10 protein-coding genes are annotated in these 16,951 nt (G+C 41.5%); 5 read left to right on the plus strand and 5 right to left on the minus strand.

The window, feature by feature from the left end; all coding sequences use genetic code 11:
* The first annotated feature begins 218 nt into the window (after positions 1-218).
* The 3 genes from LK453_RS06515 to LK453_RS14370 all read left to right on the plus strand — a co-directional run bounded on the left by LK453_RS06515 (position 219) and on the right by LK453_RS14370 (position 5,808).
* Positions 219-4,625 (plus strand): pilus assembly protein, encoded by a 4,407-nt coding sequence (locus tag LK453_RS06515; RefSeq protein WP_201541717.1) that lies wholly within the window; start codon positions 219-221, stop codon positions 4,623-4,625.
* A gap of 7 nt (positions 4,626-4,632) precedes the next feature.
* Positions 4,633-5,151 (plus strand): type IV pilin protein, encoded by a 519-nt coding sequence (locus LK453_RS06520; protein WP_007395707.1) that lies wholly within the window; start codon positions 4,633-4,635, stop codon positions 5,149-5,151.
* Between the two features lie 228 nt (positions 5,152-5,379).
* On the plus strand, positions 5,380-5,808 hold the full coding sequence (locus tag LK453_RS14370) for a pilin (RefSeq protein WP_007395706.1): 429 nt from the start codon (positions 5,380-5,382) through the stop codon (positions 5,806-5,808).
* 84 nt (positions 5,809-5,892) lie between these two features.
* On the opposite strand, the gene fdxA is transcribed toward LK453_RS14370, so the two are convergent.
* Together fdxA and mutS are read right to left on the minus strand one after the other, a co-directional pair.
* On the minus strand, positions 5,893-6,216 hold the full coding sequence (fdxA, locus tag LK453_RS06530) for a ferredoxin FdxA (protein WP_007395705.1): 324 nt from the start codon (positions 6,214-6,216) through the stop codon (positions 5,893-5,895).
* 229 nt (positions 6,217-6,445) lie between these two features.
* On the minus strand, positions 6,446-9,547 hold the full coding sequence (gene mutS / locus LK453_RS06535) for a DNA mismatch repair protein MutS (RefSeq protein ID WP_201534556.1): 3,102 nt from the start codon (positions 9,545-9,547) through the stop codon (positions 6,446-6,448).
* Between the two features lie 450 nt (positions 9,548-9,997).
* Between mutS and secA the strand changes: the two genes are divergently transcribed.
* Positions 9,998-12,757 (plus strand): preprotein translocase subunit SecA, encoded by a 2,760-nt coding sequence (gene secA, locus LK453_RS06540; RefSeq protein WP_007395703.1) that lies wholly within the window; start codon positions 9,998-10,000, stop codon positions 12,755-12,757.
* 162 nt (positions 12,758-12,919) lie between these two features.
* Positions 12,920-13,258 carry a hypothetical protein gene (locus LK453_RS06545; protein WP_144295752.1) on the plus strand — a complete coding sequence of 113 codons (339 nt, stop codon included), beginning with the start codon at positions 12,920-12,922 and terminating at the stop codon, positions 13,256-13,258.
* Positions 13,259-13,405: 147 nt separating this feature from the next.
* Here the strand turns inward: LK453_RS06545 and LK453_RS06550 are convergent, their stop codons facing one another.
* The 3 genes from LK453_RS06550 to LK453_RS06560 form a co-directional block, all read right to left on the minus strand.
* Complete coding sequence (locus tag LK453_RS06550) at positions 13,406-14,032, minus strand: YsnF/AvaK domain-containing protein (protein WP_007395701.1); 627 nt, start codon at positions 14,030-14,032, stop codon at positions 13,406-13,408.
* Between the two features lie 346 nt (positions 14,033-14,378).
* Complete coding sequence (locus tag LK453_RS06555; protein ID WP_007395700.1) at positions 14,379-15,227, minus strand: DUF2382 domain-containing protein; 849 nt, start codon at positions 15,225-15,227, stop codon at positions 14,379-14,381.
* A 478-nt stretch (positions 15,228-15,705) separates the two neighbouring features.
* Complete coding sequence (locus tag LK453_RS06560; protein WP_007395699.1) at positions 15,706-16,887, minus strand: thiolase family protein; 1,182 nt, start codon at positions 16,885-16,887, stop codon at positions 15,706-15,708.
* Positions 16,888-16,951 lie beyond the last annotated feature (64 nt).

A 16,951-nucleotide genomic window follows, 5' to 3' on the forward strand; every position in this document is an offset into this window, starting at 1 on the left:
AACCCACTATAAAACGGAAGGAATAAAGCATTAAAGATGGCAATAGTACTGACAGTCACAGCACCCATTATAACGACAATAATACTTTGAATAAATTATTCACAGTATTGATCCCAGGTTCGAAGGGTATCAAGTTGCAGGTATGGGGCTTAAAAGTTGGACTAAAAAGCTTACCAACCCGTAGATATTGGGTCAGAGCATTGACGATATCCATAACTATGACCCTGATTATCATATTCAGCCAATTACCGCATAAATCATACGCTTTACTCCCACCATCAGCGCTGCCACCCACATCATTCATACCCCCTACGCCATCGGCACTATCATCGACATTATTAAGCCCTCCTGAACAAGGTGATTTGGCACTTTATAGTTTGGGGTATTATCCAATCTCTAGTCAATCTCTAGGCCCTACCGTGCTTTTGTTAATAGACCCTTCACTCTATGCCAGTCAGGACAGCACAGCACAAATTAATCATTTGCAACATGCTTTGACGTATCTAATGGATACCCCTGGGCTATTAGCAGACAATATTCAGATGGGGATAGTGCAAGTTGCTGACACTCAATCTGATAGTGATTATGCCAAGCATTTGGTGCTCCCGGTGACTCAGCTAGGTGCAGTAGCCAGCAGTAAGCATCCAGAGTCACAGCGTTATAAAATCAAAAACTTCATTAACAACCCTTGTGCTGATTTTTCCAATTGTGGCTCACCACTCGTAGACAATTGGGATGTAATGGCGGTTAAAAGTAAGGCTGCTTATGCTCAAGCCGCAGCTTATATGATGGGTACTGACACGCACAGAGTTATGGTTAATAACGTCAGCAGTGTTCATAGGATGGGCAAGGATAAAGATAAAGTATTGCCATTAAATGAGATGGTTATTGAATCTTATAACACTACCAACGCTAAGCACGATGCTATTGAGCAAAATGATATTAAACAAAATGGTACTAAACGAAATACTGCTAAGACAGTACTTCCTATCACACGGGAAAGTGTCGAAAGTCGAGATGTAGCGAAGGTCATGACTGTTAGCTTTCTCAATCAGCAGTATCCCAAACCGAAGTACAGCCAGTGTTCCGCAAAGTACTTTGATAGTGACAATAAGCCCTCTAGTCTGGATTATAAAGTAGGTAATGCAATAATTATTATTGGTTCTGATATTGGTGCTCAGTCTGAAGCCCACACTTCCTTTAAGGCCTTAGGAATATCTAGCACATCAATTTCTTCCATAACACACCCCCAGTTAAGCGACCCTTTAGCGATGATGGCACAATCGTTGTTGCCAAAAGTATCATCACAAACGTCTGGTAAGACCTCAATCGATAAGTACTTACTACCTGAGCGATGCCATTCACAAGGGGGCTTAAATAATTTACAAGCGGATCAAGCGGCCTCTGTCTATGGATACTGTCAGCAGCACTATGCTCGCCACCTAAATCAATTCAAAGATGGTTCTACGATTCAACATAATCCTACAAATATTTCGATAAAGACAGGTGTCATCTCTTTTAGCGCCATAAACAAAACGATTGGTTTTAGTGGTCTAAATAAGGGCTTACCTAATTATGACTGTTTAACCGTATCGGGTGCGGTTAAGCAACAGTGCCTGCTAGGGCACTATGATAAATGTTACGGAGAAGGTGGATTTTTTCAATCCTTAAACGCTATGCCATCAGCCATCACGCAAAGTAAGGCTTTAGCTGAAGCTCTGTTAACTATGGTCAATAACTTAACAGCAAAAGATATCGCCATGGCGATGACAAACCCTATTCAATTAGCGAATCCCGTACGTAGTGGAGAGATTTTTACAGACGGCTATCTATCTTTCGTACAGCCAAAGTTTGGTAAACAACAAACACAGTGGTCAGGTGGGGTCAAAAAATATGAGCATAGTCGGGTGGGTTTTATAGATAAAACTGGCAAACGGGCTCCCCGTCCTCAGCAGGCAGTAAGCGCTATTATCGATTCAGAATCAGTAGATGCATGGTCAAAGCGGATGTTAGCAGTGACTTCCTCAGCACAAGTGGTACAGCCCTTTACTCAGCCTCATAACGTGTATTTAAGCCAACAAGGGCCTGGGAAGTTATTACCACAATCTATAGAAAGTGTGACCAATTTAGAGTGGCTTGGTTTGACCAAAGTGCAACAAGCTGAGCTAAACAAGCCACTGCTTGACTATATGATGGACAGCAGCCTACCCAGTGGCGGCGTCTATCATTCAACACCGATTGCTCTTATCAGTAAGGCCAGTCCGATTCAGGTAAATAGAGTGGGCTTATTACAAAATGATGCTGACCTTGAACAAGGTATGCCTCCTAAGTTCCAGTACAAAAAGCATGTTTTGTATGGTGGTATGGACAATGTGATACATATTATCGATGACAACACGGGAGAGGAGGTAGCGGCTTATTTCGCGAAAGAGGTTATGTCTCATAACGCCCAATACGATCAACATAAGCCCATTGGCAATAGCACTATGACACAGTCTCAACTGGCAATGACAAGACCAAGTTTCGGTATTGATGGCCCTTGGACTCAATACGTTCGTTATAGAACGGACTTTAATGGCCATAAATTAGCCAAGCCGTTGTATGTTTTTGGTGGAGCAAGATTGGGCGCTAAAGCTTATTATGGTTTGGATTTAACAGGGCTTGACAACGTGGTGTCTGCTTCCAATTTAAATGGCTTTGCACCAAGGCAATTATTTACCATTACCCCTAATAGGCAAGACTTTGGGCATGATTATTTTAAACGGCTAGGTTACAGCTGGGGTAAGCCTGTGATCACTGAGATCAACTGGTTTGGTCGGCCAACCTTAGTGGCTATATTGTCAGGCGGCTATGATGCCACTGAGTATGATAAACCTAATGGTTTACGGCAGCGCTATTATGCGGACAGTGACCAACACGCTAGTTTGGGTAATGCCATTTATATCGTCGATGCGAAAACGGGTGTGCCACTTATTGTCGCTTCTCAGACTAGCATAGTAGGTAATCTGGACGAAAGCGGATTTTCGGTGCTATCAACAGGGTCTGGTAAAGTGCTACAAGTTGCTAATAGCTCAATGGTACATAGTATTACAGGCGCAGTTAAAATCATGGACAGAGACAATGATGGGTTAACTGACCATCTTTATTTCGCTGATTTAGGCGGTCAATTGTTTCGTTTAGATATAGACAATGTTGCTTCTTCACCGGGATTGGCAAGTAGGGCAAGGGTAGTACGTTTGGCAGACTTTAAAGCCAATATGACTCAGCCCGGTCCACGCTTTTATGAAACTCCCGTAGTGACTATACAAAATCATATCTCTCAACAGGGGAGCTCAGGTAAATTCGCCACGGTTACAGTAGCCTCGGGCGACCGTAGTCACCCTCTACGTATTAGTGACCCTTCAAATCAGACTGTTGCCATTGAGCTAGCATATTTAGATAACTTGGGTAATGAGCAACAGATAAAGGTGATTAACAAAGCATTTGTAGTCCCTGACGATTCTCTAATCCCTGAGATTAAGAGCCTTAATGTAGAGAGTGGTGATTGGCAGATTACCGCTTCTGATTTAACGCTTAGAATTGAACTCAAAGGGGGTGGCCCTAAAGGGGAGGTTATACAACTGGAAAAGGGCCGTTTTAAGCTGGCCAGTCACCTAGTTAAACCAGGTTCTTTGATAACGGTCACCACTACGTTTTCCTCAACAGATAAAGTCAATGCAATAAGGTTGATGCCGAATGTCGATTATGGCAATAGTTATACTGATAGCAATAATCAAAATGACACTTTATTGCTTTCCTTAACCGATCCTTTATCTGCCAAAATAAATCTCACCAAGGATTGGATAATCATTGAGCCAGTGACCACAGCAGAAATGCCCTCTGTTAGTAAGGCTGCGAACTATATTTATACCCTTTATGATAAAGATGTGGCCACAGTAGGTTTGTTTAGCACTGCTCTTGATAAGCTCAAGACCCATAATATCATTCTGAAAGAAAATGTCACTTTGACAGAAAATGACTTTCCGGATTTAACCCAAATTGAAGTGGCCAATCCTGAGAAAAGTGGGTATCACAAATTAGGCTGGCGTGCCCCGTTAACTCAGTATGGTCAACAAGTTAATAATCTTGAAGTTAACAATCATAATACAGCTATGAATTCACAGAACTTTTTGGGGAGTAGTATTAAGGCTTTTGGGCCTATATTTGCTCTAGATAACAAGGTGTATGTCACTGCTTATAATCCAGTATCAAGCACTATGCCTTTGGTAAACTGCCGCCCTCAGTTGATAGGCAGTACAGAGCTTTATCAGTTTTGCCTGCCTTATGGTAATTGTAATACGGTAGATAAAAGTTACAGTACCCATGTGCAGCGTATTGTGTATGGCAAAGGAATGGTGCCTTTATCTTGGAAAACAGATTTTACAGGGCAGCATAAGCAATTATTTAGAACTGCAGATTTAACTTATCCATCCCAGCCAACCCCAGAAATTAATTCATCACAGTTACTCTTGCCACTCAATAATTCAGTTACTGCTCCTGACTTTATCAACTCTTTTAAAGTCAAACCGCAGCTAAAACTTGAGCAATGGTTTGATTATAGCAACGCTCATGCAGTCTCAAAGTAGATAGAGTATGTGGAAGATAATTACAATTAATTTAGGTCAACAGCTAAATTTAAATTTGGCCCGCCATTGCAGCCGCAATCATCAAGGCTTTACTTTAGTAGAGCTGATGATGGTGGTGACGATTACTGGATTGCTGATGGTAATAGCACTTCCTAGCTACACACATTATGTGCAGACAAATTATCAGCTTATGGCTCAGCAGCGGGCATTGTTTATTGCCAATCAGTTACATCATTGGCGCGCAAAAAACCTCACTTATGCAGAGTTCTCGCTTACGGAACACAGCAGCGGTAAGCAGGAATTAAAACACTTGATAGTGTTGACTGATGCGACAGGCAAGCACTTATTAACCGATGAAAGAGCCAACACTCAAGGATGGCGAATATTAGTTAAGCCTAATCCCGACTTTAAAAAGCTAGCCTTAAGCGATATCTATTATTTAGACAGCTTAGGCCGACGATGCGTCTTTGATGATAGTGTGATGGTGCCAGATATAGCAAGTATAGAGTTTTGCCCAAAAAGCTGATAGGTGTCCCAGTAATTATAGCCTTCTATTAGTAAAAGTGAGAACCGCCTATAATTTATATATAATTAATAATTTGATTAATTAATCTAAACAATGTTATTGTTGGTTCCTGGAAATGTTTTATTTATTAATAGTATTTTAATAACACTCTATTTGTTAGCAATTGCGCTGTCTAATTTATAGATGGTAATCTCTAGAATGAGTATGTCACCCTAACAAGGATATGAGATGGAGACTGAAAAAGGCTTTACTTTGATAGAACTGATGGTGGTGGTTGCAATAATCGGTACACTGTCATTGATTGCAATTCCCGCTTATCAAAATTATGCAAAGCAGTCCTCTGAAGTGGCTTGTCTAGCTGAGACCAAAGCGTTTAGTAATAAGCTGTTTATAGATATTCATACTGGGGCAGAGATTTTTAATGAAAACGAGCCTAAAAAACTTTTGCAAAGTTTAGATAGTATGGCTTCTGCTTGCACAAGTCTAGCGTATAAACCTAAAAGTAATCTAGCAATAGCGGGTACTGGTTCAGACGCCATTCTAGAACATATCATTGGCGTGGTTAAAAACCCAGTTGCAGATGATAGAGCCCGTATTAAATGTGAACTTGGAGAGGTAGTGCGTTGTGATTACCATGCTTTAGCTGATAATAATTAACCACAAAAAAAGCGACCTTCAAGTCGCTTTTTTGCACATATAGAATAGGTCTGTAAAATAACAAATTGCTAAAACAAATAGGGTCTAACGCTCTAGATATTGAATTTTACCTTCAACCCCATCCCACTTTTCAGCGTCTGGTAATTGGTCATGCATCTCAGTGATGTTTGGCCACTCTTCTGCAAGCTCTGCGTTTAATGCAATAAATTCTTCTTGACCCTTAGGCACTTCATCTTCAGAGAAAATAGCGTTGGCTGGGCACTCAGGCTCACACAAAGCACAGTCAATACACTCATCAGGATGAATGACCAAGAAGTTAGGCCCTTCATAAAAGCAGTCCACAGGGCAGACTTCAACACAATCGGTGTATTTGCAGCGGATGCAATTATCAGTGACAACAAATGTCATAGCGAGCTACCTTTATAAAAGTTATCTTGAGCTTTGTTTAACCATTATGGCAGTTTTGGCGTTGTTTCTATAACCCTAATATCAGTTATATCAATCGAGCCAGTATTGGGCTAAATGATTAGCGTCACAAGATAAGTAAGTTGTGAATGAAGGATAAGATTTATTTTAGGGGTATATTTTACCTTGTTAATTGTTATTTCACAAATTCATATCAGTCAGCTTTTGTGACTCAGTCAGTTTTTACCTTCTGTTTTAATTCATAAAGGTAGTCAAGCGCTTGTTTTGGGGTCAACTCATCAGGCTGTAAAGCGTTTAACTGCTCAAAAACAGCCATAGCCTTGGTGTTTAATAGCTTGGCTTCCTTTGTCTCCTTCGTCTGATAAGTCATCGGACTTGGCTCCTGTACCAAATCTAAGTCACCTTCGGAGAAAAAGTCAGCTGTGTTTTGTTGCGCAATATGGGTGCCTTCGTCAGCATTTGCATAAGCTTTATCGAATTTAGCATGATTGATGTCATCTGTAGATTGCATGCTCCTAAGAGAGATATGTTTGTTTTTCTGCTGCGTAAGATAATGCTCGGCTGCGATTAATACTTGCTCAGGAATCCCCGCCATTTTTGCCACATGCAGACCAAAACTTGAACTAGCAGCGCCTTCTTTTATTTTATGAAGCAGTAATAGTTGACCTTCAACCTCGCTAGCTGCTACGTGCACGTTTCTGATTTTCGAGTTCAATTCATCTTGTTTGGCCAACTGGGTTAACTCAAAATAATGAGTGGCAAATAAGGTCAAACTGCCCATTTCAGATAACTGGACCGCACAGGCGTGGGCAATGGCTAACCCATCAGTGGTGGAGGTGCCACGACCTACTTCGTCCATCAATACCAATGAGCAAGAAGTCGCCAGGTTTAGAATTTGGGCAGTTTCAATCATTTCTACCATAAAAGTAGATTTGCCACCTGCTAAGTCGTCGGCTGACCCAATACGGGTAAAAATACGATCAATGTCCCCAATGCGGGCCGAACTAGCGGGCACAAAACTGCCACAACATGCCAATAAAACGATCAATGCCGTCTGGCGCATATAAGTGGATTTACCACCCATATTAGGGCCTGTAATTAATAGTAAGCGCTGTTGATGCGACTCAGTCCCTAATTGACAGTCATTGGCCACAAAATGTTGTGCTGAGGATGAAGACGCTACTGTGACTGATTTGGAGGAAGACGCTTTAGGTTGGGCCATGGCTTCTACAACCAAGTGACGACCCCCCTCTATATCTATATAGCTTGTTTCAGGGTCTAATTCAGGTCTGACCCAATTATTCTCTTTGGCCAACATTGCCCAGTTTAAAAGTACATCAAGCTGCGCGATAGCAGCGCTAAGTTGTTGTAAATGATGTAGTTGCTCACTAAGGGATACCAGTAGTCCTTGATAAAGTGCTTTTTCACGCACCAATGCATTGGTTTGCGCTTCTAAATATTCCACTTCTAAATTCTTTAGCGGCTCCGTAATAAAGCGCTCACTATTTTTTAGAGTTTGCCGGCGGATAAAGGCATCTGGTGCTGCGTTGGCTTGACCTTTGGACAGCTCAAAATAAAAGCCACTTACTTTGTTGAAACCAACTTTTAGACTTGGCAGACTATAAGTCTGACGTGCCTCGGCTGCCATGTCATCTAAAGTTTCTTGAATATTGTCATGTAAATGCACTAGACGATCAAAGTCTTCATCGAACCCAGTCGCTATCATACCGCCTTCTCGAATATGAGCGGGTGGCTCTTCCACAATGGCGCTATCCAATAAGTCAGCAATATCAATCAGCTCGGGATGCAGCAATGGCAATTGTTGAAATAACTGGATGAGCAGTTGTGACGAGCTTGATTCTAGACCTGATTGCTGTAATTGAAGAGCCACTTGCTCACTGCTTCTGATACTGGCTGCCAATCGCTTTAAATCACGAGGCTTAGCGCTATGTAGGGCAATACGGCTACTGATACGCTCAATATCGGCAATACTTTGTAGTTGCTGTTCCAAAAACAGTAAGCTGTTCAATGAGGGCTGATTAATAAACCACTGTGTGGCATCAAGTCTGGCTTGTAGCTGAGAATGTGCCTGAATAAGACGCAATGGGCGCTTTAGTTGATTACTCAATAAGCGCTTACCCATAGGAGTATGGCAATGGTTGACCACACTAAGCAGGCTAGTGCCAGTAGGGCTAACCGGTGAGAAAAGCTCTAGATTACGATTGCTAATGTCATCGATAATTAGATAGTCTTCATCACGTTCAACAATCAGTTCAGTGAGCTGCGGGGTATGACGCTGCTGAGTCTGCTGAGCATAATGAATTAAAGCAGCGGTGCTAGTCTGGGCCACCACACTGTCGGCAATGCCCAACCCTTCCACCGTTTGCACATCAAACTGTCGACACACTGTGTCAGCCGCATGTTGCGGGTGGAAATCACTGGCAGCAACACTGATAACCGGGCAATAAAGCTTGTCTTGTAACCAGTGACGCCACTCATCTGTAGTGGTTTCAGGGATAATAACTTCGCTTGGTGAAAAGCGGGTCAACACCGTTAGCAGCCGCTGTTTTAATAAGGTCTCATAATTTACGGCCGTAAGTGGGTCATCCTTAGCAAAGGTATTGCCCATGCTAGGCTGTTTTAACAGCGAGTCAAGATGAAGGGTCTGGGTACGAATGTTTCCTGCGTTTAGGTCAAGTTGACTGACGCCTACTTGCCATTTTTTGGCTTGCGTCAGATTGGCCTGTTGTAAGTTTTTACTCACTTGAAAATCAATAGCGACAACACTGGGGGTCTGATTTGGAGCGATTAAGGCATCGTCAGTCAATGTCCCAGCGGTTAGCGTTTTGACCACTTCGCGGCGCATAATGCCTTTTGAGGCTGCCGGTTTGTCTTTTGAGTGATCTGATAGATTGTCTGATGGGTTGTCTGGCTGAGCCGTTTCTTCTATCTGCTCACAAATTACCACTGTTTCTCCGGCAGCAATGAGCCGTGCCATGTAACTCTCTGCCGCATGAAATGGAACCCCTGCCATGGCAATATTATTGCCCGCTTTGTCGTTTCCACGGCGAGTCAAAGTGATGTCTAGAATATCAGCAGCACGCTGAGCATCCTCAAAAAATAACTCATAAAAATCGCCCATACGGTATAGCAGTAAGGCATGCGGGTACTGCGCTTTTAAGGTTAAATATTGAACCATCATTGGAGTATGGTCATCTAAGTTATAGACCGTACCGGCAATATTTAAAATAGAATCATTGTTTAAAACAGAATCGTTAGGAGTGCTATTAGACATAGGGGAAGTATCAGGCATAGTTAAAACTTTAATATAAAGAGGAGAAGGGGACAACGATAAAGCGTAAGAGAGACAGCAGTTAAAGAAAAACCGTACTTAAAAAATCGTATTTGAAAAAACGTACTTAAAAACAGTATCTAAAGCAACAGGATACATCTGCTACGTGGCAGAGTTTAGAAGACTATTTTAGCATTTATTGGCGGATGATTTATCAATGTATGTTACCTACTGTTTGATAGATTGTTCTTGCACCTTATTTATCTGTCTATAAATATGGGTATCACTGTGGCATAAAAATTCAGACGCTAATGTTTACCAAGTTTTGCATAAAAATAACAAATAATTTATGAGTGCAGAATCAATTGCCCTTGTATCTATCAATACTGTTACCATATATAATAGATAAAATTTTTTTATGGTCTGCACCCAAAAATGCACGACTGAGTCGATAAGTAGGTCTACATAGTTATGTTGTCAAAAATAATCGGAAGCGTAATTGGTACTAAAAACGATCGTGAGCTAAAACGAATGCGTCAAATTGTCGCAAAAGTTAATGCTCAAGAGGAAGCAATAGCCGCCCTGACAGATGAACAGCTTAAAGACAAGACGGCAGAATTTAAAAGCCGTTTTGATTCAGGTGCTAGCCTAGACTCTTTACTGCCTGAAGCCTTTGCGGTATGTCGTGAAGCGTCACAGCGCGTACTGGGTATGCGTCACTATGACGTGCAGATTATCGGTGGTATCACCTTGCACGAAGGTAAAATTGCTGAAATGCGCACCGGTGAGGGTAAAACCTTAATGGCGACTTTGGCCATTTATCTTAATGCCATCAGTGGCAAAGGGGTGCATGTTGTTACCGTCAACGATTACCTAGCTGCTCGTGATGCTGAGCTTAACCGTCCACTGTTTAGTTTCTTAGGGTTAACGGTCGGGGTTATTTACTCACAACAGCCCGCACAAGAAAAAGTTGATGCTTATCAAGCAGACATCACTTACGGTACCAACAACGAATACGGTTTTGACTACTTACGCGATAACATGGTGTTTAGCTTGGCGGAGAAAAAACAGCGTCCGCTGAACTACTGTATTATTGATGAAATTGACTCAATCTTAATCGATGAAGCCCGTACACCACTGATTATCTCCGGTCAGGCAGATGACTCTTCTGCGACATATGCGCTGATTAATAACATTATTCCCCGTCTGAAACGCTCAACCGATGAAGAAGCCAATAAAGAAAATGAAGACGGCGACTTTTGGATTGATGAGAAAAACCGTTCAATCGAAATTAGCGAGAAAGGTTACGAGAAGATTGAGTCTTTCTTAATCGAAGTGGGCGAGCTTGATGAAAATGAAAGCTTATACAGTCCCACACGGTTGCCATTGTTAGCCCACGTACAGGCTGCCATTCGTGCGCACCATATCTTCGTTAAAAACGTGCATTACATCGTTGATAATGGCGAAGTCATTATCGTTGACGAAAATACGGGTCGTACCATGCCTGGTCGCCGTTGGTCAGATGGCCTGCATCAAGCAGTTGAAGCCAAAGAAGGTGTAGAGATTCAAGCAGAAAACCAAACGCTTGCCACCACTACTTTCCAGAATTATTTCCGTCTTTACGACAAACTATCGGGAATGACCGGTACCGCAGATACAGAAGCCGCTGAATTCAAATCGACATATGATATTGATGTGGTGGTAATTCCAACGCATAAGCCTATTGCCCGTATCGATTTAGATGACCAAATTTTCTTAACCAAACTGGGTAAATACAAAGGTATTATCCGCGAGATTAAAGAGATTCAAGCCAAAGGTGCACCGGTACTGGTAGGTACAGCGACCATTGAGGCCAGTGAAGAGTTGTCTTATCTGCTAGACCAAGAAGGTATTAAGCATAATGTTCTAAACGCTAAGCAACACGAACGTGAAGCTGAGATCATTGCTCAGGCTGGTAGTCCACGAGCGGTAACGATTGCCACCAACATGGCGGGTCGTGGTACCGATATTATCTTGGGCGGTAACTGGCAGGCGCATATCACCGATGAAGAAAGAGTCAGCCCTGAAGAAATGCAACGCTTAAAATCAGCGTGGCAGAAGAAGCATGATGAAGTACTGGCGGCTGGTGGCTTACATATTATCGGTTCTGAACGCCATGAGTCGCGTCGTATTGACAACCAATTACGTGGTCGTGCCGGTCGTCAAGGTGACCCAGGTCAGTCTCGATTCTTCTTATCTTTAGAAGATGACTTAATGCGTATTTTCGCCGGCGATCGCGTGGTTAATATGATGCGCGCTATGGGTCTGAAAGAAGATGAAGCCATTGAGCACAAGATGGTATCTCGATCTATTGAAAATGCTCAAGGTAAAGTTGAAAGCCGTGACTTTGATGCCCGTAAAAACCTACTAAAATACGATGACGTGGCCAATGAGCAACGTAAAGTTATCTATTCACAGCGCGATGATTTATTGGCTGAAGCAGATTTAAAAGACGCCATTGAAGAGATGCATCGTGATGTTTATGATGCTTTAATCAGTCAGTTTATACCACCAGGATCTATTGATGATCAGTGGAATATTGACGGTTTAGAAGATGAGTTAGAAAGCGAATTTAAGTACTATCTGCCTGTCAACGATTGGTTAGACGAAGACCGTCGCTTGGATGAAGACGGATTACGTGAAAAGATTATTCAAACTGCCATTCAGCGCTATCGTGATCGCCGTGAGCAAATGTCGCCTGAGAATGCGGCTCAGCTTGAACGTCACTTTATGCTACAAAGTTTAGACCGTCACTGGAAAGAGCATTTAACCCAGATGGATCAGTTGCGTAAAGGTATTCACTTGCGAGGCTATGCTCAAAAAGACCCACAACAAGAGTACAAACGTGAGTCATTTGAGTTATTCCAAATGATGCTTGGTGCCATTAAGTCTGATACGGTTCAAGATCTGTCACGTGTTCATATTCCAACCAAAGAAGAGTTAGAAGCGATGGAAGCTGAGCGTTTGGCACAAGCTGAACGTCAGCGTATGATGTTTGAACATGATGAGTTAGACAGCTTAACTGGTGAACGTCATAATGATCCGGAAGTGGCTGCGCTTAATGAAGCACCGCAATCGTCACGACCAGCAGCAAATGCGGAAAACCCTTATCAAGGCATGAATATTAGCCGTAATGCGCCTTGCCCATGTGGGTCAGGCCTACGCTATAAACAGTGCCATGGTAAAATATAGTAGTTCTATTATAGTACCAAGTTTATATCGGGATTATAATGAGGCTATTCATGCTATAAATGAGACACCAGATGAAAAGCTTCACACTCACAGCGTTCAAAATCTTGGCTAACTGAGCGTTGTGAGGTTCACACACAATAAGAAATAAGGACTATGATGGGTATGAAAAACTCTATGAAATTAACACTATTAACGACAGCAATGGCTGCAGTTATGAGTCTGACCGCCTGTCAAAAGCCGGCAGAAGAAGCGCCTCAGCCAGAAGCTGAAACCGACGTACCGATGTCTGCTGAACCTGCTGAAGGTAATGATCCCGTTATCGTCGCTGATGATCTTGACGATGTAGATGCTAACTCAGAAAGTGTGACAGAGGGCGAGGCAGAAAATGGTTCAATGGCTGCAAATACAGATGAGACAGACGTTAAAGAGCCTGTTTCTGTAGAGACGCAACCAGTAGATACCGAGCAAACGCCTGATGCTGAAGAAGCCCCTCAGCAGTAAAAAGAATGGGTCAGCAAATCGACCATAAGATAAAAAATAGCCAGCAACTGCTGGCTATTTTTTATCTTAGTTTCTGTTTTTATGTCATAGAATAGGTTATCTATAAATAATCATATTCATCATATATTACTTAGCGATATCGATAGACTAAGGTTTACGAACTTCGTGGTCAAAATAACCTTCTTCTTTAACATCCAATTCTTCATGTTTTAGTTCAACATCAAAGGTATCTTTATGGATGTGGGTCGATTTTTCTATAGCCACATCTTGTACCGCGTAAGTCTCTTTCTTAATAACAGCGACTTGACGTGACAATACAATCTCAATAGGCTCTTGATCTAAAAACATTTCAGTACCATTAACCGTGATACTAGGTCTGCTTTGTAACGTAGGCTCGATATGACGAATTAAATCTTCATCACTCGCCGTGGTGGTTAGAAATTGTCTAGAGTCAGCGTCATAATATTCTGTCTCGATAACCATCACTTCTTCGACCAATTCGACAGGAACATTAATGGTCTTGGTTCTAACTTGTTTGGTAACAGTGACTTTGCCAATATCAAGGCGTTCTTTATCTACTACAGCACGTTCTTCAAGCAGCTCTATAGTGCCGACTAAAGAGCGGTTAGTGGCATCGAGATTAGCAACATTGGAAGTAGGTAAGCTGTTGTCGGTTACTGAGGGCGTGTTTAAGTTTAAGGCGTGTTGATCAGTATCTGTAGAGGCCAAATCCTGAGGATTATTACTATTAGGGTTGTTTGAAATAGGGTCCATAAGAATTCCTTTATAAGTATGGTAAATAGTTGACAGTAAAAAACCGCAGCAAAAATTATTCTTATCTAATCATTTTGAGAACTAGTAAACTAAGTAAATCGTAGATAAAATAAAAATTAATAAAATTAATTAAGGTAATGGCTAATAGAATACTTCATATCAATTTATATCAAGTTTTCATTATGTTTACTTACTTATAGATAGCGTTAAAAAAAGCCAGAGCTATTAACTCTGGCTTTCTCTTTAACAAGATTCTAAATGTTGTGAAGTTAACTAAAAACAGACTAATTAACCCAAAAACTTAAAATTTGTTATTTAAGACTCGATAGGACTTACCCATCAATCCTTATTTACCACGAGCAGCACGTACATCATCAGCAGTGATACCATCACGGTTTACAAGGTTACCTTCGCGGTCTACAACATTGCCATCACGGTCAACATCTAACTCTTCACGTTGGATAGTTTCGTTGATAGTTTCAGTATGACGCTCAGTTGTTTTACCAACGTTAACTTCTTCAGTAACATATGTTTCTTTAGATACGTTAGCACGTTCTGCTTCAAGCTCAACTTGTACAGAATCTTGACCTACGTCATCACCAATTCTACGATCTGTAGGACGGTTTACTTCAGTACGTTCGATATGAGCATGTTCTTCTTCAAGTTCAACATCTACTGCACGGTTTTCAGAAACAACATGTTTACCAACACTCACTAGGCCTGCCACAACACGATCTTTATTTACTGTTAAACGTTCTTCTAGAAGTTCAAGAGTATTTGGTGCATCATAAAAGTTATCTTTAACTTCTACACGCTCTTCAGCAGGTACAGTGTCAGCGATGAATGCTTGACGGTCTCTTTCAGCTTGTTCTCTGTAGCTGTACTGATAGTCATGGTCATACTCTTCCATGGCTTCAACTTGTGCTTTAGTTAATGTGTCAAAGAATACGTCATCACCAACGATACGAGCAAGACCTGCAGGTACTAATACTTCTTTTGAGCTGAACCAACCACCAGCATCTACGATTAAATAACGGATACGGCCAGTCGCTTCTTCAACTAGAGCGCCTTCAATTTTACCGATTTTTTCTTCATTGGCGCCATAAGCAGCTTTACCAGTTGGATCATAATAATCATCACCAATAATATCGCGGTGAGTAGCTTGAATGTCTCTTAAACGGATTAGTTGACTCATTATAATTTTCCTTTTACTTTTTTTAGTTTGAAGTCCAATCTTGGACTTATTTGATTTTAAGTTAGTTAAATTTACTTTTTGTTAGGGTTAATACTGGATAAATCCTCAAAGGTTCATAACCAATATAAGTATCGGATCTAATTAAAGATATTAGGTGTTAAGTAAAGTCTTTAATTAATCTTTAACTACTTGTCGATAACTTGGGTATTAGATTAACAATAGATTTTCGATGTTTATATAGTGAACGAGTATCACAGTATTAAGTTGCGTAATGAGGTGTAATAGGGTGTAAGTTAACTAACAAAGATTTGGTAGTCTGTTACATACCTACTCTGTATTTGTAAATATATTACTGTTCTAACAAAAAAAAGAGCCTCACAAGGAGACTCTTTTTTAAATTAAAATAACTGAGTAATTAAGAAAAAGTTATTTTAAACAGTTATTGGTTTTAAACACTTATTTATTCGACAGAATAGACTTAAGGTAATTCGATAGCAACTGCCACAGCTTCACCGCCACCGATACAAAGTGAACCCACACCTTTTTTGCCGCCAGTACGTTTTAGAGAGTTGATAAGGGTCACTAAAATACGAGCTCCTGAACAACCTACTGGGTGACCTAGAGCACAAGCACCGCCTTCAATGTTTACTTTTTCATGTGGAATATTCAACTCATCCATAGCCGCCATAGTTACCATAGCGAAGGCTTCGTTAATTTCCCATAAATCAACATCTTCTACTGACCAGCCTGCTTTAGCCAACACTTTTTCCATTGCACCGATTGGGGCAATAGTAAACTCAGAGGGATGACGTGAGTTAGAAGCGGTCGCAACAATACGTGCTTCGATGTTAAAGCCTTTTTCTTGAGCAACCTTTTCAGAGGTCACAACAACAGCAGCTGCACCGTCAGAGATTGAACTGGCGTTAGCCGCAGTAATGCTACCTTCTTTAGCAAAAGCAGGACGTAATAATGGAATACGTTCAGCATTGGCTTTAGCAGGTTGCTCATCGCTTTCTACAACAACGTCGCCTTTGCGAGTTTTAACCGTTACTGGTGTCACTTCATCTTTGAAATGACCTTCATTAATAGCAGTTAGTGCACGATTTAATGACTCAATAGCGAAGTTATCCATTTGTTCACGAGTGTAGCCTTTTTCATCGGCCATTTCTTGAGCAAATTGACCCATAAGTTTACCAGTATCAGCATCTTCTAGGCCGTCAAGGAACATATGGTCTTTAACTTCATTATGACCCATACGGTAGCCATTACGTGCTTGTGGCAAGATATAAGGGGCATTGGTCATAGATTCCATACCACCAGCAACTACGATATCTGCACTACCTGCTTTAATCGTATCGTGCGCTTGCATTACAGCTTTCATGCCTGAACCACAAAGCTTATTAATAGTAACAGCGCCAGTGCTGTCAGGAATACCTGCGTTACGCATGGCTTGACGGGCTGGGCCTTGTTTTACGCCAGCGGTCAAGATACAACCCATAATGACTTCATCAATTTCTGCAGGATTAACACCGGCACGCTCAACAGCCGCTTTAATAGCAGCAGCACCAAGCTGTGGTGCAGTTGCGCCAGAAAGATCACCTTGGAAACCGCCCATTGGGGTACGAGCGCCGCTTACAATTACAACTGAATCTGATGACATACGATTATCCTTAATTAAATTATATACATTTTAAATAATGAAGACTCTTATCGAGTCAACAAAG

The sequence above is a fragment of the Psychrobacter sanguinis genome, from assembly GCF_020736705.1.
GTDB lineage: Bacteria > Pseudomonadota > Gammaproteobacteria > Pseudomonadales > Moraxellaceae > Psychrobacter > Psychrobacter sanguinis.

Coding starts and splice junctions, on each gene's coding strand:
- LK453_RS06515 (WP_201541717.1), top strand. CDS start 219: ATGACCCTGATTATCATATTCAGCCAATTACCGCATAAATCATACGCT.
- LK453_RS06520 (WP_007395707.1), top strand. CDS start 4,633: ATGTGGAAGATAATTACAATTAATTTAGGTCAACAGCTAAATTTAAAT.
- LK453_RS14370 (WP_007395706.1), top strand. CDS start 5,380: ATGGAGACTGAAAAAGGCTTTACTTTGATAGAACTGATGGTGGTGGTT.
- fdxA (WP_007395705.1), bottom strand. CDS start 6,216: ATGACATTTGTTGTCACTGATAATTGCATCCGCTGCAAATACACCGAT.
- mutS (WP_201534556.1), bottom strand. CDS start 9,547: ATGCCTGATACTTCCCCTATGTCTAATAGCACTCCTAACGATTCTGTT.
- secA (WP_007395703.1), top strand. CDS start 9,998: ATGTTGTCAAAAATAATCGGAAGCGTAATTGGTACTAAAAACGATCGT.
- LK453_RS06545 (WP_144295752.1), top strand. CDS start 12,920: ATGAAAAACTCTATGAAATTAACACTATTAACGACAGCAATGGCTGCA.
- LK453_RS06550 (WP_007395701.1), bottom strand. CDS start 14,032: ATGGACCCTATTTCAAACAACCCTAATAGTAATAATCCTCAGGATTTG.
- LK453_RS06555 (WP_007395700.1), bottom strand. CDS start 15,227: ATGAGTCAACTAATCCGTTTAAGAGACATTCAAGCTACTCACCGCGAT.
- LK453_RS06560 (WP_007395699.1), bottom strand. CDS start 16,887: ATGTCATCAGATTCAGTTGTAATTGTAAGCGGCGCTCGTACCCCAATG.